The organism is Acidiphilium sp. 20-67-58, assembly GCF_002255515.1.
GTDB lineage: Bacteria > Pseudomonadota > Alphaproteobacteria > Acetobacterales > Acetobacteraceae > Acidiphilium.
Genome location: NZ_NCAS01000012.1, coordinates 1 through 18,353 on the forward strand (window position 1 = coordinate 1; position 18,353 = coordinate 18,353).

At 63.3% G+C, this 18,353-nt stretch carries 19 protein-coding genes, 1 tRNA gene and 1 pseudogene; 5 read left to right on the top strand and 16 right to left on the bottom strand.

Annotated features, from left to right (window positions below; translation table 11 throughout):
* The 3 genes and pseudogenes from B7Z76_RS06600 to rocF all read right to left on the bottom strand — a co-directional run.
* A pseudogene (locus tag B7Z76_RS06600) lies at positions 1–216 on the bottom strand (hypothetical protein); the annotation flags it as partial.
* Positions 217–515: 299 nt separating this feature from the next.
* A complete protein-coding gene (locus tag B7Z76_RS06605; protein WP_174502911.1) occupies positions 516–1,586 on the bottom strand; it encodes an ornithine cyclodeaminase in 1,071 nt (356 codons plus the stop codon).
* Positions 1,583–2,557, bottom strand: a complete 975-nt coding sequence (gene rocF, locus B7Z76_RS06610; protein ID WP_236656277.1) for an arginase — start codon at positions 2,555–2,557, stop codon at positions 1,583–1,585. The genes B7Z76_RS06605 and rocF overlap by 4 nt, the downstream gene beginning before the upstream one ends.
* Before the next feature lie 112 nt (positions 2,558–2,669).
* On the opposite strand from rocF, the gene B7Z76_RS06615 reads away from it, so the two are divergent.
* Entirely contained in the window at positions 2,670–3,116 is a 447-nt protein-coding gene (locus B7Z76_RS06615; protein ID WP_174502912.1) for an Lrp/AsnC family transcriptional regulator, read from the top strand.
* Positions 3,117–3,166: 50 nt separating this feature from the next.
* On the opposite strand, the gene B7Z76_RS06620 is transcribed toward B7Z76_RS06615, so the two are convergent.
* The 5 genes from B7Z76_RS06620 to B7Z76_RS06635 form a co-directional block, all read right to left on the bottom strand.
* Positions 3,167–4,231 carry an oxidoreductase gene (locus B7Z76_RS06620; RefSeq protein ID WP_236656279.1) on the bottom strand — a complete coding sequence of 355 codons (1,065 nt, stop codon included), beginning with the start codon at positions 4,229–4,231 and terminating at the stop codon, positions 3,167–3,169.
* A gap of 36 nt (positions 4,232–4,267) precedes the next feature.
* Entirely contained in the window at positions 4,268–4,861 is a 594-nt protein-coding gene (locus B7Z76_RS06625) for a nitrile hydratase subunit alpha (RefSeq protein ID WP_174502914.1), read from the bottom strand.
* Positions 4,858–5,142, bottom strand: a complete 285-nt coding sequence (locus B7Z76_RS16320) for an SH3-like domain-containing protein (RefSeq protein WP_174502915.1) — start codon at positions 5,140–5,142, stop codon at positions 4,858–4,860. The genes B7Z76_RS06625 and B7Z76_RS16320 overlap by 4 nt, the downstream gene beginning before the upstream one ends.
* Positions 5,139–5,483, bottom strand: coding sequence for an SH3-like domain-containing protein (locus tag B7Z76_RS16325; protein ID WP_174502916.1), 345 nt, complete (start codon positions 5,481–5,483; stop codon positions 5,139–5,141). Before B7Z76_RS16325 ends, B7Z76_RS16320 begins: the two co-directional genes overlap by 4 nt.
* Positions 5,484–5,583: 100 nt before the next feature.
* Positions 5,584–5,659, bottom strand: a tRNA-Lys gene (locus tag B7Z76_RS06635).
* A gap of 185 nt (positions 5,660–5,844) precedes the next feature.
* Between B7Z76_RS06635 and B7Z76_RS06640 the strand changes: the two genes are divergently transcribed.
* From B7Z76_RS06640 to lpxB, 4 genes are all read left to right on the top strand, one after another.
* On the top strand, positions 5,845–7,554 hold the full coding sequence (locus tag B7Z76_RS06640; protein ID WP_236656280.1) for a c-type cytochrome: 1,710 nt from the start codon (positions 5,845–5,847) through the stop codon (positions 7,552–7,554).
* A gap of 88 nt (positions 7,555–7,642) precedes the next feature.
* Positions 7,643–8,164 carry a GNAT family N-acetyltransferase gene (locus B7Z76_RS06645; RefSeq protein WP_174502918.1) on the top strand — a complete coding sequence of 174 codons (522 nt, stop codon included), beginning with the start codon at positions 7,643–7,645 and terminating at the stop codon, positions 8,162–8,164.
* Complete coding sequence (locus tag B7Z76_RS06650) at positions 8,161–9,036, top strand: carbon-nitrogen hydrolase family protein (RefSeq protein ID WP_174504795.1); 876 nt, start codon at positions 8,161–8,163, stop codon at positions 9,034–9,036. The genes B7Z76_RS06645 and B7Z76_RS06650 overlap by 4 nt, the downstream gene beginning before the upstream one ends.
* Complete coding sequence (gene lpxB, locus B7Z76_RS06655; protein ID WP_291342896.1) at positions 9,033–10,172, top strand: lipid-A-disaccharide synthase; 1,140 nt, start codon at positions 9,033–9,035, stop codon at positions 10,170–10,172. Before B7Z76_RS06650 ends, lpxB begins: the two co-directional genes overlap by 4 nt.
* A 164-nt stretch (positions 10,173–10,336) precedes the next feature.
* On the opposite strand, the gene rpmG is transcribed toward lpxB, so the two are convergent.
* The 8 genes from rpmG to B7Z76_RS06695 all read right to left on the bottom strand — a co-directional run bounded on the left by rpmG (position 10,337) and on the right by B7Z76_RS06695 (position 18,340).
* Positions 10,337–10,504: a 50S ribosomal protein L33 gene (gene rpmG / locus B7Z76_RS06660; RefSeq protein WP_007424241.1), complete on the bottom strand. Its 168-nt coding sequence runs from the start codon at positions 10,502–10,504 to the stop codon at positions 10,337–10,339.
* Positions 10,505–10,549: 45 nt separating this feature from the next.
* Positions 10,550–12,046, bottom strand: a complete 1,497-nt coding sequence (locus B7Z76_RS06665; protein ID WP_291342901.1) for a S41 family peptidase — start codon at positions 12,044–12,046, stop codon at positions 10,550–10,552.
* A 104-nt stretch (positions 12,047–12,150) separates the two neighbouring features.
* Entirely contained in the window at positions 12,151–14,391 is a 2,241-nt protein-coding gene (gene rnr / locus B7Z76_RS06670; RefSeq protein WP_291342903.1) for a ribonuclease R, read from the bottom strand.
* Positions 14,392–14,576: 185 nt separating this feature from the next.
* The gene (locus tag B7Z76_RS06675) at positions 14,577–15,428 is read right to left on the bottom strand and encodes a YihY/virulence factor BrkB family protein (protein ID WP_174502922.1); all 852 of its coding nucleotides are present in this window, start codon (positions 15,426–15,428) and stop codon (positions 14,577–14,579) included.
* A complete protein-coding gene (locus tag B7Z76_RS06680) occupies positions 15,428–16,267 on the bottom strand; it encodes an alpha/beta fold hydrolase (protein ID WP_291342904.1) in 840 nt (279 codons plus the stop codon). Before B7Z76_RS06680 ends, B7Z76_RS06675 begins: the two co-directional genes overlap by 1 nt.
* Before the next feature lie 13 nt (positions 16,268–16,280).
* Complete coding sequence (locus tag B7Z76_RS06685; RefSeq protein WP_291342906.1) at positions 16,281–17,510, bottom strand: CaiB/BaiF CoA-transferase family protein; 1,230 nt, start codon at positions 17,508–17,510, stop codon at positions 16,281–16,283.
* Positions 17,511–17,593: 83 nt separating this feature from the next.
* Positions 17,594–17,785, bottom strand: coding sequence for a hypothetical protein (locus tag B7Z76_RS06690; RefSeq protein WP_174502925.1), 192 nt, complete (start codon positions 17,783–17,785; stop codon positions 17,594–17,596).
* Between the two features lie 111 nt (positions 17,786–17,896).
* Positions 17,897–18,340, bottom strand: a complete 444-nt coding sequence (locus tag B7Z76_RS06695) for a TIGR02300 family protein (RefSeq protein ID WP_408736370.1) — start codon at positions 18,338–18,340, stop codon at positions 17,897–17,899.
* Between the last annotated feature and the right edge of the window lie 13 nt (positions 18,341–18,353).

The window sequence follows — 18,353 nt, forward strand, 5'->3', positions numbered from 1 at the left end:
ATTTACCATATGTATAAGCTGGCCGGGCTCAAGATTTCTATAATCCTTGATCTGTTTGAAATAATACGCGCTTTTTTGATTATAATAGTCGTTATTTGAGAAAAAATATATGTGATTTTCGTAGGCATATTTTGCGGCAAGCACGATGATTGCTGCAGACAAACAGCCAGCCAGAACGCCAAGTATCAGCCACTCAGAACGTTTCAAAAACTCCATGACCAAGCCTGCTTTTCATTGATTTTCCGTTCATGGCTCAGTCGCTTATCGTTTAATTGTAAATATATGATTAATGTCTTTATAAAGTATTTTTGCTTATCCCATAAATAGAAATATATATTCCAAAAAAAGCCCCAGACGAAGCTGGGGCATTAGTTTGGAACAGGGAATTCAACGTCTGGGAGAAACGTCTGATTTGTTGGATACACCACAACCATTCTTGCCGGATATGATCTGGATCAAGACGCTTCGAAATTCGTGCCAGGTTACACTCCGCTCCGCGAGGATCGTACATCGCTCTATGATCGGGGCGCCTCTTGTATTGCCGTCTCCCTTGAAGCCCTGAGCAGCATGCCGAACAGATCCCGCGGTTCGTCGGGGTCCGCCAACATGTCGAGTTCGTCGTAAAGCCCTGTTCCAGCCAGAAGTGAGCGGACAAAACGCAGTGCCGAAAAATCCTCGGTCGCGAAGCCGACCGAGTCGAATACGGTGATCTGTCTCGCATCCCGCCGGCCCTCAGCCGCGCCGCCAATCACCTCCCAGAGTTCAGTGACCGGATGATCGGCCGGAAGCTGCTGGATTTCACCCTCGATACGTGTTTGCGGCGTGTATTCGACGAATATGTCCGAACGCAGCAGTATATCGCGATGGAGTTCGGTCTTGCCCGGACAGTCACCACCCACTGCATTGATATGAACACCTGACCCGACCATGTTGTCAGTCAGAATCGTGGCATATTGCTTGTCTGCGGTGACCGTTGTGATGATGTCCGCCCCGGCCACCGCATCTTCCGCCGAGGTGCAAGGTGTGACGTCAATATCAAGGCCGGACAGATTGCGCATGCATTTGCGCGTCGCCTCGGCATCGATATCGAACAGCCGAAGATGGCGGATCCCGAGCAGGCGTCGGAACGCAACAGCCTGGAATTCCGATTGCGCACCGTTTCCGATAATCGCCATGCAGCTTGCGCCCCGCGGCGCGAGATGCCGCGCGGCAACCGCCGAGGTTGCCGCGGTCCGCAGCGCGGTGAGCAGCGTCATCTCGGACAGCAGAACGGGATAGCCGGTCCCCACATCGGCAAGGACACCAAAGGCTGTGACCGTCTGCCTGCCTTCGCGCGTGTTCTTCGGATGACCGTTGACGTATTTGAACCCATAGGTCCGGCCATCGCTGGTGGGCATCAGCTCAATCACCCCTTCGGGACTATGCGATGCGACACGGGGCGTCTTGTCGAAGCTTGGCCAACGACGAAAATCATCTTCGACATACGTGGCCAACCCGACGATAAACTCTTCGATGCCGGTGCGCAGCACCAGCTTCATCATGTTATCGACATTGACGAACGGAACGATGTTCAGTTTCGGAATCATTGTGCATAGCTCCTTGTCGGGTAATCGAGCACACGCCTGCCGAGAAGGCTGGCCAGCAGATCGACCATCAGCACCGCTGTTCGTCCGCGTTCGTCGAGAAACGGGTTGAGTTCGACGAGATCGACACTGCCGACAAGGCCACTGTCATGCAGCATCTCCATGACGAGATGCGCTTCGCGGAGGGTCGCCCCGCCCGGCACGGTTGTCCCGACGCCAGGCGCAATCCCCGGGTCGAGGAAGTCGACATCGAGGCTCACATGCAGATGGCCACCGGCCGCCGCCACCCGGCCCAGAAACGCACGAAGCAGCGGCGCGATCCCGTGCTCGTCGATCGCGCGCATGTCGTGAACGGTCATGCCGGTCCGTTCGATCACGCGCCGTTCAGCAGGATCGACGCTGCGAATGCCGAGCATGCAGATATTCGCAGCGTCGATGAATGCCGCCTGCGGCGGGAAAAACCCGTCAAACCCCGGCAATCCGGTCGCATAGGCCATCGGTACGCCATGCAGGTTGCCGCTTTTGGTTGTCTCCAGCGTGTGGAGGTCCGGATGGGCATCAAGCCACAACACGAAAAACGGCTTTTGCCATTCCCTCACCCGGCGACACAGCCCCGTGAGCGATCCCGCCGCCAGGCTATGATCGCCACCGAGACAGACCGGAAAAACCTCAGTCGAATCGAATGCGGCATAGGTCGCGTCGGCCAGGGCCGACGTCCACCCCGCGACCTCGGGCAACCCCTTGATCGCGCTGTTGCCATGCAATGCCGGCCGGACCAGCGCAGGGGCGATATTCCCCAAATCTTCCACGGCATGGCCGAGTTCGGCGATCGCCCTGGCAATCCCGGCCGCCCGGAATGCGCTTGGCCCCATGTCGCATCCAGGCCGTCCCGCCCCGTCCTGAACAGGGGCTCCGATCAGCCGACATTGCTTGTGCTGCACCATCACTCCCCCCGGGATGCCGTTGCTTTCCATGAGGGCGAGCGAACCACGGAACCATGGCTGAGTTGAGCAGGATTATTGATAAAAATGATCGTCAATTTTGCCATTTTGCCTGATGCCTTTGATCAGAATATAGATAGCGTGCATGACACAGGCTGGTTCCCTCGACGAAAGACTGATCACCCTGCTGCGCCACGATGGCAGACGAAGCATCTCCGACCTTGCGCTCGCGCTGGGGATTTCGCGCGCCACGGTCCGCGCCCGGATCGAACGGCTTGAGAAAAGCGGCGTGATTATCGGCTACACGGTGGTGCTACGCGCCGATACGGTCGCGGCGCCAGTGCGAGGGATCATGCTGATCGAAGTCGAGGGCCGCGCTGCGGACCAGGTCGTTCGCGCCCTCAGCGGCTTTCCCGAGGTCATCGAGGTTCACACGACGAACGGCAAATGGGACCTGATCGTTGAACTCGCAGCCCCAAGCCTGGCCGATCTCGACGCCATTCTCAGGCGCATCAGGCTGATTCCCGGCATAACCGGCAGCGAAACCAACCTGCTCCTCGCGACACCGCGCAGCGCGCGCGCCCGGCTTTAGAGCACTACATCCGATCCTTTCGGATCGGAAATTCCTCTGGCCTGGGGCGATCAGGCCGCCTTTTCCGGCCCGACGATGTCTGGAACAACCGCTTCTCCACTTTGCGATGAGCGTGCGGCGGCCTCGATCACGGCCATGACCGCGAGCGCATCGCGCGGTGGAACCGGACCGCCGCCACCGCCACGCAATGCGTCACGCAGTTCAGCGTAAAACCTGCGATGATCGCCCGCCGGAACGGGGACTTCGCGCGTCACCCCGGCCTGGTCGAAGTGCAGCATATCGTCCGGGTCTTTGCCCCATCCGTCCGACCCCGGCCGCATGCCAGCGCGCAGTTGGTCTTCCTGGATGTCGGCGAGGCGTTTGACCAGCGTTCCCCTATCCCCATGCACGACGAAACGGTGCCCACCACCGGCGGCCAGCATTCCTGCATGCAAAATCGCACGCCGCTTGCCATAATCGAGAACCACATGCACCCAGTCCTCGACCACAGCACCATTGCGTTGAGCCGCAAAATTGGCCTGCACATTTTGCGGCATCCCGAAAAGGCAAAGCACCTGATCGACAAGATGAGGCCCCAGATCGAGCCACAATCCGGCCCCCGGGCCAGCCTGTTCCCGCCAGCGGGACCGCACGTCCGGACGAAACCGGTCGATATGGGATTCGAAATGAAAGATTTCGCCGATCAGCCCGTCTTCGACAGCCTTGCGAATCCCCAGAAAATCGCTGTCCCAGCGCCGATTTTGGAAAACGGAGACGATCCGGTCCGCGCGTCGTGCGGCGGCGATGACAGATCTCGCATCCGCGAGGTCAAGCGTGAAGGGCTTGTCGACAACGACATGTTTCCCGCGTGCCAGCGCGGCTTCGGCGAGAGGACGATGCGTCTCGTTCGGTGACGCGAGAACAACCAGATCGATGTCGTCACGATTGAACAGGGCGACCGGGTCGGCCTCCACGGGCAGGCCGGGCAGATCGGCACGAACCTTCGCCGGCTCGCGCGAGGCGATCGCCGTCAGCCGGTAGCCATCTGTTGCCGATATCAGCGGCGCATGAAATGCGCGCCCGGCATACCCATAGCCGACCAGGCCAACGCGAATTTTGTCATCTTCAAACATCATGTACCTGGCGGAATATGCTTGGCGGGCGGCTGGATCTCATTTGATCTTCGGCACCGTGACACCGATCATGTCACCGGCCGTGACGATCGACGCCAGTCTTTCCTCGTCCCAGCCCTCGGTTCCGGCAGGTCGCTGCGGCAGAACCATCCAGCGATAATCAGCGGTGGAGTCGACAACGCGAAGCTTCACATTGTCGGGAACGCTGGTTCCCCATTCGGCCAGCAACCCGCGGGGATCGCGCACGGCGCGGGCACGATAGGATGCCGATTTGAACCAGAAAGGCGGATAGCCCAGCACTGCCCGCGGGTAGCAACTGCACAGGGTGCAGACCACAAGGTGATGTACCGACCCGCTATTTTCGACGACGCCGAGCGGCGGTGCCCCCCGCATGACGACCCCCAGCTCTTCCACGGCGCGGGTTCCGTCATCAAGGAGGCGTTGGCGGAACGCCCGATCAACCCAGGCGCGTGCGACGATGCGCCCGCCCTGGGCCGGACTCGCCGCTTCGGTAATCGCGATCCGGTCGGCGATCTCGGCCGACGAGACAATGGATTTCTCCGCCAGGATATCGCGGATGGCGACGAGAAGATGTTCGGCGGGAGCGGAAAGCAGGTCGTCCGGTGCGCTCATGGTCTGGCCAGCCAGGTTTCATAGATTTCGATCAGGATCTCATCGTCTCCTCGCCCCTCAGGCCATATTGCCTGAAGCGGGAAGGCGACATGATAGAGCTCGAGCTCAGGCGCAGGTCGGGCAAAGGCCAGATCTTCGGGATTGGGGAACCGCCCGAGATAGGCACGGATTTCACCCTGCATGCCGCGAACGTAATGCGGTGTGCGGATGTGAACGGCTCCCCCTGTCTCGGGCCAATCATCCCGTACGAGAACATTGTCTCCGGGCGCGAAGGCGGTCATGCCGCCGCCAGGGCGCGGCGCAATTCGGCCTCGGTAATCACTCCACGGCACAGCAGATTATCGGCTATCGAGCGTATCCAGCGCTGATAATAGCCCAGAGCGTGATAATCCTGTTCCGGAATGGCCTCTATCCCGCGGCGCAATTCGTCGACACTCATCAACCCCTTCAGGCTGAGCAACTGCCGCAGCGCATCGACCTCACGATCAAAATCGGTCAGCGTGTGGGGCTCGGTGTCGACCCCGGAGCACATGAAGGCCGAAACGCCACCCAGATCGTGGTGTGACCGGGGCCGATTTTCCGGCAATTTTTCGCTCGTGGATGTTTCGCTGCCATCTGCCATGCAAGCAATCTAGCGTATGCCGGCGACAGCACAACACTCAACCATTTCAGCAACCGGGTTTCCGTGCTGAATGACAAAGAACACAGTATTTTCAGTGAGATGGTGGGCGCACAAGGACTCGAACCTTGGACCCGCTGATTAAGAGTCAGCTGCTCTACCAACTGAGCTATGCGCCCATCACACATGATCGCCCGCGTCGCAGCGCGTCGACAAAGGCCCTCTAGCAAGATCGGCACGGTCTGTGAAGAGGCCGATCCGACACTTGATCAATCTGCAGATATGGCGAATTAGAAACATGACTGGCCATGCAGGCTCCCGCAATGCACAGAACAGGTAGAATTCGATGCCGCACTCAAGGAAAATGAGCTTCCGACGCGCCCCGCTCTGGACCGCAGCAACGATGATCGCCGTGCTGGCTGGCGTGCTCGGTGTCGAAGCTGCCTTTGGCCAGGGGTCGGGCGCCTATGTTCCCGCACCGACCGCGGCGGCACCCGGGGCGTTTCCTGCCCTGCCCAAACCGAATACCAGCGGGATGAGCCAGACGCAGATCGCCGAGGTGCAACGCGGCGAATACCTCACGGCCGCGGCCGACTGCATGCCTTGCCACACAGCCCCCGGCGCGAAGCCGTTCTCGGGCGGCCTGTCTTTCGTGACACCCTTCGGCACGATCTATTCGCCGAATATCACCCCTGCGAAAGCAACGGGGATCGGCAAGTGGACGCAAGGGCAGTTTTACGACGCTCTCCATTACGGCATCTCGCCCGGCAGCTCGCTCGGCGTGTTTCCGAAATATCTCTACCCGGCGATGCCCTATACGTCCTACGCCAAGCTGACGAAGCCGGACGTGACGGCCATCAAGGCGTATCTCGATGCGATACCGGCCGTCGATGTGCCACACGTGCCAAACCGGCTGGGCTTTCCGTTCAATATAAGGGCGATGCTGCTCGGCTGGCGGATCATGTTCTTCAGCACCGCGCCAATCCACGACAAGAAGGACTGGTCGCCCGCAGTGCGCAAGGGCGCCTATCTCGCCGAAGCTCTCGGCCACTGCAGCGAATGCCATTCGCCGCGCAACCTGCTCTTCGCCATCAAGTCCGGCGACACGCTCGCCGGCGCGCAGATTCTTGGCGAACCCTGGTATGCGCCGAACATATCATCCTCGAAAACCTATGGTGTCGGCGGCTGGAGCCGGAGCGATCTGGTCGACTATCTGCATGACGGCGGCAACATGAACCGCGGCTCGGCGTTCGGGCCGATGCAGTCGGTGGTCAATTACAGCCTGAGCCAGATGCCGCGGCAGGATATCGACGACCTCGCCGCCTATCTCCAGACGGCAACACCGCCGCGCGAGAACCCGGTGAAGCCGGTAGCGCTTGCCAAGGGTGAACTCGCGCAGGGCAAGATGCTCTACGATCAGAATTGCGCCGCCTGCCACCAGGCGGATGGCAAGGGTGTGAAGGACGTTTTCCCCAACCTCGCCGGCAACGATGCGGTGACCAACGGGCCGTCCGACAACGTGATCGGCGTCGTCCTCGGCGGGATGATCCCGTGGCATGTCAATGGCCCGGCCATGCCCGCGTTTGGCTCGATGCTGGATGACTCGCAGATCGCGGCCATCGCGAACTACGTCCGCACCGCCTGGGGCAATAAGGGCGTGACCGATGCCAATGCCGCAAAGGTGCTGGCGATCCGCGAATCAGCACCGCCCCATGACATCGCACTGGCGGATGCGGACTATCTCGATCTCCCGCCGATCGCCTCCGCCGCTGCGCGCAAGATGAACTGTCCGCTGCTGACCCCGGATCTCGTGTCTCCCGGCCACGGGGTGATGGACATGATGCAGGGCGCAACGCCGGCCACCCTCGGCAACCGCACCCGTCTGCTGATTGCGGCGATCCGCAAGGCCTATCCAGGCATCAGCGCGCAGCGCATGTCCGCATTCCTGATGGCGGCGTATTGCCCGGTCGTGGCGCAGGAACGCGGTCTGTCGCTCTCGCAGAAGAAAGCCGCGCTGACGCGTTTCCTTGCCGATGCGGCGAAACTCGACACAGCCGCGAAGACGGGGAGCTGAGGCCATTCGGCCTCCGCTTCTGACCGAAACGCTTCGAGGTGCGGCGATCCTGCCGCATCTCGAATCACTCGCCCGCCTGCGGATCGAGGTGTTCCGCGCCTGGCCCTATCTCTATGACGGCGACGAGGCATATGAGCGCGACTATGTCGCGACCTACGCCGCAAGCGAACGCGCCGCGATCGTGATTGCAAGGGAGGGCGAGACCATCATCGGTGCCTCCACCTGCCTGCCTCTCACCGACGAGGACGAGGCCATGCAGGCACCATTCCGCGCCTTCGGGTTCGACCCGGCTGCGGTCTTCTATTTCGGCGAATCGGTGCTGCTGCCAGCCTATCGCGGCCGGGGCATCGGCGTCGGCTTTTTTCGTGAGCGCGAGGCGCATGCACGCTCGGTTTCGGACGCGACATATGCCGCCTTCTGCGCCGTGATCCGCGACGAGACCGATCAGCGCCGCCCGGCAGACGCAACCACGCTCGACGCGTTCTGGCGCAAGCGCGGGTATGCCCCTGTGCCCGATCTCGCATGCCGGATGCGCTGGCGGGAGATCGGCGGTGTCGGAGAGGTGGAAAACCGGCTCCAGGTGTGGATGAAGCCACTGGGCAGCGCCTGACGATGCGGATCGCCCTCTCGCCCTTCCCGATCCGCCGCCCCGAGGGCCTCGATGATTTTTTCTCGACCGTGGATCGACTGATCGAGGATGCGAAATTCGGCGGCGCCGATCTTCTCGTCCTGCCGGAATATGCCTCGATGGCGCTCGCCGGCGCCTTTGTCGCTGCACCGGATATTACGGCCGAGCTCGATGCCGTCGTCAGCCGTGCCGATGCGCTGGTGGCGGGTTTCCGCACCCTCGCCCGCGCGCGCAGCCTGCTGGTCCTGCCCGGGTCGGTCCCCATGCGCGGCGTCGACGGGAAGATCCGCAACAGGGCGCCACTGATCGATGGAGACGGTCGCATCGCCTTTCAGGACAAGCGGGTAATGACGCGCTTCGAGTCCGAGCGCTGGGGGATCGTGCCAGGCGAGTCCACCGCCGTATTCGAGACCGATTTCGGCCGGCTCGGCATCGCCATCTGTTACGATTCCGAGTTCCCCCTGCTGACGCGTGCGCAAGTGCTCGCCGGAGCGGACACGATCCTGATCCCGGCCTGCACCGACACACTGCACGGTTTCAACCGGGTGCGGCTGTCGGCCCGGGCGCGGGCACTGGAAAACCAGTGCTTTACCGCCGTGGCGCCAACCACAGGGATGGCCCCGTGGTCGGCCGCTGTAGATGAAAATCGCGGTTATACCTGTGTTTTCGGACCGGTTGATCGAGGTTTCCCGGAGGACGGGCTGCTGGCCCGCGGCGCGCTGGATTCGCCGGACCTGCTGTTCACAACGCTCGATCCAGCCCGCCTCGCGGCAACGCGCGCCGACCCGGCGGTCAGAAACCGGACCGACTGGCCCGAAGATCCGGCGCCAGCCCCGGTGGTCCGGCTGACATGACCCTGGTTTACATCGTTGCCGGCGAAGCGAGCGGTGACGTGCTGGGCGCCCGCCTGATCGCTGCAATGCGTGCGCGGGCCGGCGGCATCGAGGTCGCTGGCATTGGCGGCGCGCGGATGGCCGAGCAGGGCGTCGCGTCGTTGTTCCCGATGCAGGACCTGGCGCTGATGGGCCTGGCGGAAGTGCTGCCCAAGATCGTCCGGCTGCGCCACCGACTCGAACAGACCGTGGCGGACATTGCCGCGAAACGACCTGATATCGTCGTCACCATCGACAGTCCGGGCTTCACGCTTCGCCTGCTGCGACGCATAGCACCACTCGGCATGCGGCGCGTTCATTACGTCGCTCCCCAGGTCTGGGCCTGGCGGCAGGGGCGGGTCAGGCATTTTCCCGGTCTGTGGGACAGGCTGCTCTGTCTTCTCCCCTTCGAGCCGGATTTTTTCGCGCCGCATGGGTTGAACCCGGTCTTTGTCGGCCATCCGGTCCTCGAATCGGGCGCTGATGCCGGTAACGCAGCGCGGTTTCGTGCCCGTTTCGACCTTGCCGAGACCACGCGGCCGCTGATCCTCATGCCCGGCAGCCGCCGCACCGAAACCTCCCGGCTGATGCCGATCTTCGGCGCAACAGTCGAACGCCTGCGCTCAAGATTTCCCGATCTCATGCCGGTGCTGGCCGCAGCCCCGGCACTGGCCGGCGAACTGCGGGCCGAGGCCGCCACCTGGACGCACCCGCCGCTCATCGTCACCGATGTAGCCGAACGATATGACGCCTTTGCCGCTTCTGCCGCCGCCCTGACCAAATCCGGCACCTCGACGCTGGAGCTCGCCCTTGCCGGCGTGCCCATGGCCGTGACCTATCGAGTCAACCCGATCAGCGCCTTCGTGGCCCGAAGGCTGGTCAAGGTGAAGCACGCGGCGATGATCAACCTGCTGGCCGGCGAGGAACTGGTTCCGGAGCTGTTGCAGCAATCATGCACGCCTGAGAGACTGGCGACCGAGATTGCATCGCTGCTTGGCGATACTTCACTGGCAGATGCGCAGCGTGCGGGATTTGCCGCCGCTCTCGCGACGCTTGCGATTCCAGGCGCGTCCACCCCCAGCAATGCAGCGGCAGAGAGAGTGCTGGAGCTGCTCTGACAGGCGTTCCGGAGGAATGCGTCCTTGTCCGATCCATCCGGATCGGGACTGCCTTACGCCGCCTTACGCATCCATGGAGCGAACACAAGTAAAGGCCCGGACAAGGCCGGGCCTTTCATACAATCAGGTAAACCGCGTATGCGGCACGATGGTGCCGCAACCAGCTACTTGATCTTCGCTTCCTTGAACGTCACGTGCTTGCGAGCAACCGGATCATATTTCCGGAACTCGAGCTTGCCCGTCTGCGCCTTGGCGTTCTTCTTGGTCACATAGAAGAAGCCGGTGTCGGCGGTGGAAACGAGTTTGATCTGAACAGTGTTCGTCTTGGCCATGCGTGTTCTCCGATCGGGTCGATATGATCGACCTTGCCGGCCCGGTCAACCCCCGGCGCGAACATCATCGAGCAGCGGCCGGATCAGCGCGGCACGATAGGCTGCCGGATCGTCGATCAGCGCCCTGGCCGCCCGCTCATAGCCACTCGCCCCGATCGCCGCCGGGCAGGATTCGCGCAGGGCCAGCACCTCGGCAAGAGGCATCGGCGCCCGTGAGGCACGGGTTTCGGCAAGCGGTTTGCGCAGCAGGTCATCACCGCGCTTCAGGGCCGCGATCTGGTTCGCAAGGACATCGGTGCCGAGGCTGGTGCAGACCTGCGGAAACACGCCCAGGCTCTGCAAAGGCCAGCCGCGAGGCGCAATCATCCGGCTCCAGGTCACGAACAATTCTCCTCCGCCCGGCAATTCGGTGACACTCTGCACCAGGCCCTTGCCGAGCGTTGCACTACCGAGCACGACGCCGCGGTCATTGTCCGCGACCGCGGCCGAGAATACCTCGGCGGCGCTGGCGGTGCTGCCATCGACCAGCACCACAACGGGCAAGCCCCGCGCGATATCCGCCCCCTCCGCCTGCCAGACCTTGTTGGCGGCGGGATCTCGGCCAACCGTGCGAATGATGGTCCCCCGCGACAGCAGGGTGTCGAGACTGAGGACCGACTGACGCAGCACGCCACCACGATTGCCGCGCAGATCGATGACGATTCCCTTGGGCGCCGGCTGTGCCTGCGCGAGATGCGCGAGCGTGGCGGCGAATTGCTGCGCGGTGCCGTGATCGAACCCTGCCACGCGGATATAGCCGATCCCGTCATCGATCTGGCCGCTGACACTCTGCGTCGGCACGAGGGCGCGGTTCAGCGTGATGGTCTGCGGCAGGCTGTTTCCCGGCCGGATCGTCAGATTGACACTGCTTCCGATGGGACCGGCGATGTCCATTTGCAACTGACCGACGGGCTGACCGACTGTCTCCTGACCATTAATTGCGAGGAGTTGCATGCCGGGGGCGATGCCGGCCCGGTCAGCCGGGCTTGAAGGCGTGACCCCGGTGATCACGACAAGACCGTTCTGGCGCGCCAGGCTCATGCCGATCCCGCCACGGCCCAGCCTCAGCGCCCGTTCGGAGGCCGCATCGCGGGGGGCGACATAGCGGGAATAAGGATCGAAATGGTTGAACAACTCGTCGAAGAAGCTGCGGATCATGCCGCCGGTGCCAGCCCGCTTGATGACAGGCGACGCCTTGTAGGCCTGCGATGCGACCGCAGCACAGGCCATGCCCCATTTTGCCGCATCCCCGGCAGGTGGCGCGACGGTCGCGTAGATGACGCGGTTCGGACCGAACAGAACGAGCTTGCCGGACTTCTCCTGCACCGCGATGTCCGGATCGAGCGCGGTAATGCCCGAAAGCCCCCATACCGCCATGCGCGGTATGCCGAGCGGTTCGAGCGTTCGCGGCGCCATGAAAGCCAGCGCAGCGCCCCAGACCGCCGCGACACGGGCGGTGTCAAACCCGTGCTGGTCCGCCTGCGCCCCAGGCAGCGGCGTCACGACGCATATCATCGCGACGATGAGCCTGATCAGCGGCGCAAATCTCGATCGACGGACATGACACGCCCCGAAACGGCGGGGGCGTGAGTGCGCCGGCAGTCTGCTCATCGGCGTCCGCGTTTCTGCCTGGACGGCGCGCGACCAGGCTTCCTGCCGCCGCCCTTGCGCGCCGGCAGGCGGCGTCCTGGTCCCTTCCCCTCACCCGGCGCGCTGCCCCCTTCGATCAGGGTGAACAGCAGCCCGCCGGTCACCGGCTTGGCTTCGCGCAGCCGCACAAGCACCGTATCGGCGAGACGGAACACCACGCGGGAGCGGGTGCCTGACAGCGTGCCGTCAGTCTCGTCGAAATGCCAGAAATCGTCGGGCAACAGCGCCATCGGCACGAAACCGGAAGCACCGGTCGCATCGAGGGTGACAAACAGACCAAACCGCGTCACCCCGCTGATCCGCGCGCCAAAATGCTCGCCGATCCGGTCGGCCAGGTAAGCGGCAAGATAGCGATCCGCCGATTGCCGCTCGGCATCGGTGGCGCGGCGCTCGGTCGAGGTGATGGCGGCCGCAATCGTCTCGAAGCCCTCGGCATGCTCGGAGCGCAACCCGTCGGTGCCGAGCTTCAGCCCGGCGATCAGCGCGCGATGGACCAGAAGATCGGCATAACGGCGGATCGGCGATGTGAAATGCGCGTAGCTGTTCAGCGCGAGGCCGAAATGGCCGATATTCTCGGGCGCATATTCCGCCTGGCTCTGGCTGCGCAGCACGGCCTCGTTCACCAGAGGGGCGGCATCGGTGCCGGAGACGAGGCGAAGCACGTGGTCGAGGTCACGTGGGCGAAGCTGGTCGCCAGGTTTGAGCGAAATCTCGAATGTCGCCAGCAGGTTGCGGAGCGAATCCAGCTTTTCCGGCGAAGGTGGGGCGTGTACGCGATACATGCAGGGCTGGCGCAGCCGTTCCAGTTCCTCTGCCGCCGCGACATTGGCGAGGATCATGAACTCCTCGATCAGCCGGTGGCTGTCGAGCCGTGGGCGCGGCGCCACATCCGTCACCCGGCCGGCCTCGTCGAGCGTGATCTTGCGCTCCGGCAGGTCGAGGTCGAGTGTTCCACGTGCCTGTCGCGCGCCCAGCAGCGTGCGATAGGCGGCGTAGAGATGGCCGAGCGTCCCGTCCGGCAGATCGGCTTCCCGGCCGGACTCGAAGGCGCCCTGCACCTCCTCGTAGGTCAGACGGGCGAAACTGCGCATCAGGCCGCGGCCGAATTTGTGGCTCAGCTTGCGGCCTTCGGAATCCACGATCATCTCGACGAACAGGCACCCCCTGTCCTCGCCCGGGCGCAGGCTGCACCAGCCATTGGAAAGCGCCTCGGGCAGCATCGGCACCACGCGGTCGGGAAAATAGACCGAGTTGCCGCGCTTCAGCGCCTCGCGGTCGAGCGCAGAGCCGGGGCGCACGTAATGCGCGACATCGGCGATGGCGACGACGATGCGATGTCCCGGCCCGGCCGGTTCGGCGAAGACGGCATCATCGAAATCGCGCGCATCGGCCCCGTCGATCGTCACCAGCGGCACTTCGCGCAGATCGGTCCGTCGTCCGGGGCGAACGCCGCGGGCGCGCTTGGCCTCGTCGATGGCGGTTTCAGGGAAATCGGCCGGAATCCCCAGCGCCGCAATGGCGATCAGGCTGATCGAGCGGGCGTCGCCCATCCGGCCGAGATGCTCGGCGATACGCGCAGGCTTCGGCCCGTAGCCGAAGGCCGGCAACGGCATGGCGCGAACCACATCGCCACTTTCAGCCCCCGCAGTCTCGCCCGGCGGAACCTTCCACTCAGCGCGGCTCTTGCGGTCGACCGGCTCGATCCAGCCGCCCTCCGCCTCGGCCCGGAACACGCCGATGATGCTGGCCGGCTCCTCATCGAGTCGCCGTATCGTGCGGCCTTCGTAACGATCATCGTCGATTCGCCGCAGTCGCGCGAGTATGCGGGCACCCGGCGCGAGCGCGGCATGGCCGCGTTTCTCCGGCATCATGAAAATGATCGGCGGCTTGCCGGGCCGGTCCCAGCCAACCGGCCGGGCGAGCGGATCGCCGTCGCGATCGGTGCCGGTGATCTCGACGACGCAGCGTTCCGGCAGTGCCTCGGCCGCACGCACCTGTCGCCCGCCAGCACGCACCAGCACGCCATCGCGCTCGAGAGTCCGCAACATCGCGCGCAGCGCCGGTTTCTGGTCAGGGCCGAGGCCGAACGCGCGCGCAATATCCCCCTTGCGCAGGCGCGTTCCCGCTTCGGCGATGAACTCGCGCAGCACGGATTCGGTCGGCAGTTCGGCAGAACGCCGTGGCGGCTTGCGACTCATGCGGCACCGCGGCGGCGCGTCACGACGACCTTCTCGACCGAACCCCAGAATACAATCTGGAATCGGTGCACGGCAACGCCTCACGCATCATTAGTTTTTACAAGTCTAAAACGCATAATCCCAATGTAGCGCGGCGACAACGCCGGTTCAGGCTTTCATCCCCGGACGTGTGGCAAGTTTTCCAACTATGGCCTGTATGCAACAGCGGCCCTGTCGAGCATCGCGTTGAAGAGGGCGCCGAACAGCACGGCGTAGGCGCTCAGGTAGAACCACATCATCAGGCCGATGATCGTGGCGAGCGGCCCATAGGTCTGGCTGTAGGCGGCAAAGCGACCGACATAGACGGCAAACCCGTATGACACGAGAAGCCAGGCCAGGATCGCCACCAGGGCACCCGGGGCTATCGGATGCCCCGCGCCACGCCCGAAGGCCGGCCCGTAGCGGTAGACCAGTCCGAGCGCGATGCCCATGAACCCGATCAGCAGGCCAAACCCGGGCAGCACCGTCAGCATCGCCGGCGCATTCGAAAGGCCCAGAAAGGCGAGCGCAAGCGGCATGCCGACCAGCACGGCGATGGCGATGATCGCCCCGATCATGGCGATCAATGTCATTCCGAGGGTCACCGCCTGGAATTTGAAAAAGCCGCGCGTCTCCTGCCGCTTGTGGATCATGTTCAGCGCGTAGATCAGGGATTTGGTGCCCGATGACGAGGAATAGAGCGTGAACCCGAGGGAAATCATCAGGCCGATGCCCAGCGTCGTCTTGCCGCCCGACACAAGTTGCTGGATCCGCCCGCCGATCAGGTCAAAGGCCGCCGGCGGCATCAGATGCTTCAGATAGAGCAGCTGCGGTTCAACCGATATCGGGTCGAACGCGAGGCCATAGAGCGAAATCAGCGCCGTGATCGCCGGAAACAGCGACAGCGTGGCATAGAAGGCGCAACCGGCGGCGACGAGGGACATTTCGCCACTCATCAGCTCGATGATGGCGGCGCGCAGACCCTGGCTCCAGAGCCCGAGGCGCCGCCGCCAGGACATCAGGCGCCGTCCAGGAACCGCCGGATCACCGCGATGGTAGGCGAATCCATCAGCGCCGGGGCGTGGCCGCAGGCCGGGACGGTATGCGTCGCGGCACCATCCTCTTCCATGCGCGCGAGCGTTGCCTCGGTCAGCAGATCGCTCGTCGCTCCGCGGAGCGCGAGCACAGGAACCCGAACCGCTTGCCAGATACCACCAAGATCAGCGTCCATGGGCACCGAGGCGCGGATCGGTTCGGCGATCGCGGGATCGTAATGGAGAGCGACCCCCCCACCCTCGACCGGCCGCGCCGAATGACGTGCGAGGTCAGCCCATTGCGGATCGGTCAGCGGGCCAAACGGCGCGTGCACAACGCGCAGATGGGCTTCGAGCGCCGAGATGTCGGGAAAAATTGCGGGTGCTTCGCTCATGTAATCGCGGATCCGGCCCAACGCCGCGGCCGGGATATGCGGGCCGATATCGTTGAGCACGAGGCGAGTGATCGGCGTATGCGCCGCCGCCGCGACCATCATGCCGCAAATCCCGCCAAGCGAGGTGCCAACCCAGGCAACCGGCTTGTTCAGCCAGGCGAGCAGATGCGCCAGTGCAATGACATAGGAGGGCGGCTGGTAGAGCGCCCCGTTACGCAGCCATTCCGAACGTCCGCGTCCCGGCAGGTCGGGGCAGATGACATGGTAGCGATCGGCGAGGCTTTCGGCGAGACTGTCGAAATCGCGCCCGTTGCGGGTCAGGCCGTGCACGCAAAGCACGGCCGGCGCGGCCGGGTTGCCGAATTCCACGAAGGCGAGCCGATGGAAATCGTTGCCAAGCAGATAGGGAACAAAACCCTGCCGCGCCACGACCGGCTTCCCTTTAGATGATGCCGTCCCGGCGCAGCGCGGCGCGGGCGGCTTCGTCGAGTCCAAGCATGTCGGTCAGCACCTCATCCGTATGTTCCCCCAAATTGGGTGGGGCGAGACGATAGTCCACCGGCGTTTCCGACAGACGGACCGGATTGGCGACCAGTTTCACCGATACGCCATCGTTTCTGGTCATGTCGATCAGATTGCCACGCGCGATCACGTGCGGATCGGCGAAGACCTGCTCCAGCGTATTGATCGGGCCGCAGCCGATTTTCAGCTCTTCGAGCCGTTCCAGCCACCAGGCCGAAGGGTGCTGCAGCAGCACTGCGGCGAGGGTTTCGGTCACGAAGGCGCGATTGGCGACGCGGGCGGCATTCGTCATGAATCGCTCGTCGGCCAGCAGGTGTTCCAGCCCGAACGCGTTGCAGAAGCGCGCGAAGGTCGGGTCATTGCCGATCGAGAGAACGATATGGCCGTCTTCCGTGGCGAAAACCTGATAGGGCACGATGTTTGGATGCTCGTTGCCAAGCCGCGGCGGATTCTTGCCGGTGGCGAGATAATTCATGCCCTGGTTGGCAAGCCAGGCAACATGCGTGTCCAGCATGCCGATATCGATATGCTGGCCTTGCCCGGTCATTTCCCGATGGCGCAGCGCGGCGAGCACGCCGATCGCGCCGTATAGCCCGGCGAACAGGTCCGCCACCGGCACACCCACCTTCATCGGCTGGCCATCCGGCACGCCGGTAAGCGACATGATGCCGCCCATCGCCTGGATCAGGCTGTCATAGCCGGGCCGGGAGGCGTAGGGTCCGGTCTGGCCGAAGCCGGTGATCGAGCAGTAGATCAGGCCGGGATTGCCACCCTTGAGATCTTCATAGCCAAGGCCGTAGCGCGGCAGCGTTCCAACCTTGAAGTTCTCGACCAGGATATCGCTTTTCGCGATCAGCGCACGCGCGAGCTGCTGTCCCTCTGGCTTGGCGATATCGAGCGTCACCGACCGCTTGTTGCGATTGGCACCGGCGAAATAAGCACTCTGCTCGGTTCCCGGCAGGGCGGGCGGCGCGAAACCGCGTGTGTCGTCGCCGCTGCCGGGCTTCTCGATCTTGATCACCTCGGCGCCGAGATCGGCCAGCATCTGCACGCAGGTGGGACCGGCGAGCACACGGGTCAGATCGAAAACAGTCAAACCCGCGAGCGGCCCCGAAGGTGTTTTGGTGGAGGCGGCTTTGTGTTCAGACATTCAAGGACTCCCGTCAATGCCCCGGCAATAGCGAGACTGCCGTGGCAGGTCAAAACGGGAGGTCCGGGAATATCCGTGGCGGGTCAGTGAGCGATCGGCCCGCCTGTCGGCGGGACGCAACTGCGCAGCGCCAGACGAACAAGCCGATTGGCAACAGTCGTCAGACCCGCCCGCTCCGCATCCTGGGCAAGCGAGATAAGTCGATCGACGAGAATGAGCGGGCTGACGATCGGATCGTGCTGGTCGGCGGTTTTCGCCGAGGCGAACTGGGTCATCGCGAATGTCCTTCTCAGGCTGTCCAACGGAAACAGCCGTTTTTGGCTGCCTCCGAAAATGACCCGCCCCGGATTACAATCCGGTAAACAAATTCGACCAGGAAAGAAAAATTATCTTTCGTTCTCGTCGCTGTCACGCTCGACCTCGATATCGGCATCGATCGCGTCGTCGTCCTCGAGATCGTCGGCATCCGTCAGAATGTCGTCATCGCCCGCATCCTCGACGTCATCCGTATCGACATCGTCCTCCGCGGCCTGCGCCTTGGCGGGCTTCTTGACATCATCGGGGATGGGAACGCTGCGTTTCAGCTTGGGCTGCTCGACCGGCTGCTCGGTGCCGCATTTCGGGCAGACGGCCGGAGCCTTGCCGAGGTCGAAAAACCGCGCGCCGCAGGACACGCAGGTGTGTTTGTCGCCAAGTTCAGGCTTCGCCATGAGAGCCTCGCATTGCAGGGTAAACGGTGGAACTCCGTCAGGGCGGGCGCCATGCCACCCATCGCCCCGCTTGTCAAACCCTGAGAGCTGTCGACAATGATGGCTGGCAAATTCGCTCACTCGTGGTAAGCGC

Coding starts and splice junctions, on each gene's coding strand:
- B7Z76_RS06605 (WP_174502911.1), bottom strand. CDS start 1,586: ATGATTCCGAAACTGAACATCGTTCCGTTCGTCAATGTCGATAACATG.
- rocF (WP_236656277.1), bottom strand. CDS start 2,557: ATGGAAAGCAACGGCATCCCGGGGGGAGTGATGGTGCAGCACAAGCAA.
- B7Z76_RS06615 (WP_174502912.1), top strand. CDS start 2,670: ATGACACAGGCTGGTTCCCTCGACGAAAGACTGATCACCCTGCTGCGC.
- B7Z76_RS06620 (WP_236656279.1), bottom strand. CDS start 4,231: ATGATGTTTGAAGATGACAAAATTCGCGTTGGCCTGGTCGGCTATGGG.
- B7Z76_RS06625 (WP_174502914.1), bottom strand. CDS start 4,861: ATGAGCGCACCGGACGACCTGCTTTCCGCTCCCGCCGAACATCTTCTC.
- B7Z76_RS16320 (WP_174502915.1), bottom strand. CDS start 5,142: ATGACCGCCTTCGCGCCCGGAGACAATGTTCTCGTACGGGATGATTGG.
- B7Z76_RS16325 (WP_174502916.1), bottom strand. CDS start 5,483: ATGGCAGATGGCAGCGAAACATCCACGAGCGAAAAATTGCCGGAAAAT.
- B7Z76_RS06640 (WP_236656280.1), top strand. CDS start 5,845: ATGAGCTTCCGACGCGCCCCGCTCTGGACCGCAGCAACGATGATCGCC.
- lpxB (WP_291342896.1), top strand. CDS start 9,033: ATGACCCTGGTTTACATCGTTGCCGGCGAAGCGAGCGGTGACGTGCTG.
- rpmG (WP_007424241.1), bottom strand. CDS start 10,504: ATGGCCAAGACGAACACTGTTCAGATCAAACTCGTTTCCACCGCCGAC.
- rnr (WP_291342903.1), bottom strand. CDS start 14,391: ATGAGTCGCAAGCCGCCACGGCGTTCTGCCGAACTGCCGACCGAATCC.
- B7Z76_RS06675 (WP_174502922.1), bottom strand. CDS start 15,428: ATGTCCTGGCGGCGGCGCCTCGGGCTCTGGAGCCAGGGTCTGCGCGCC.
- B7Z76_RS06685 (WP_291342906.1), bottom strand. CDS start 17,510: ATGTCTGAACACAAAGCCGCCTCCACCAAAACACCTTCGGGGCCGCTC.
- B7Z76_RS06690 (WP_174502925.1), bottom strand. CDS start 17,785: ATGACCCAGTTCGCCTCGGCGAAAACCGCCGACCAGCACGATCCGATC.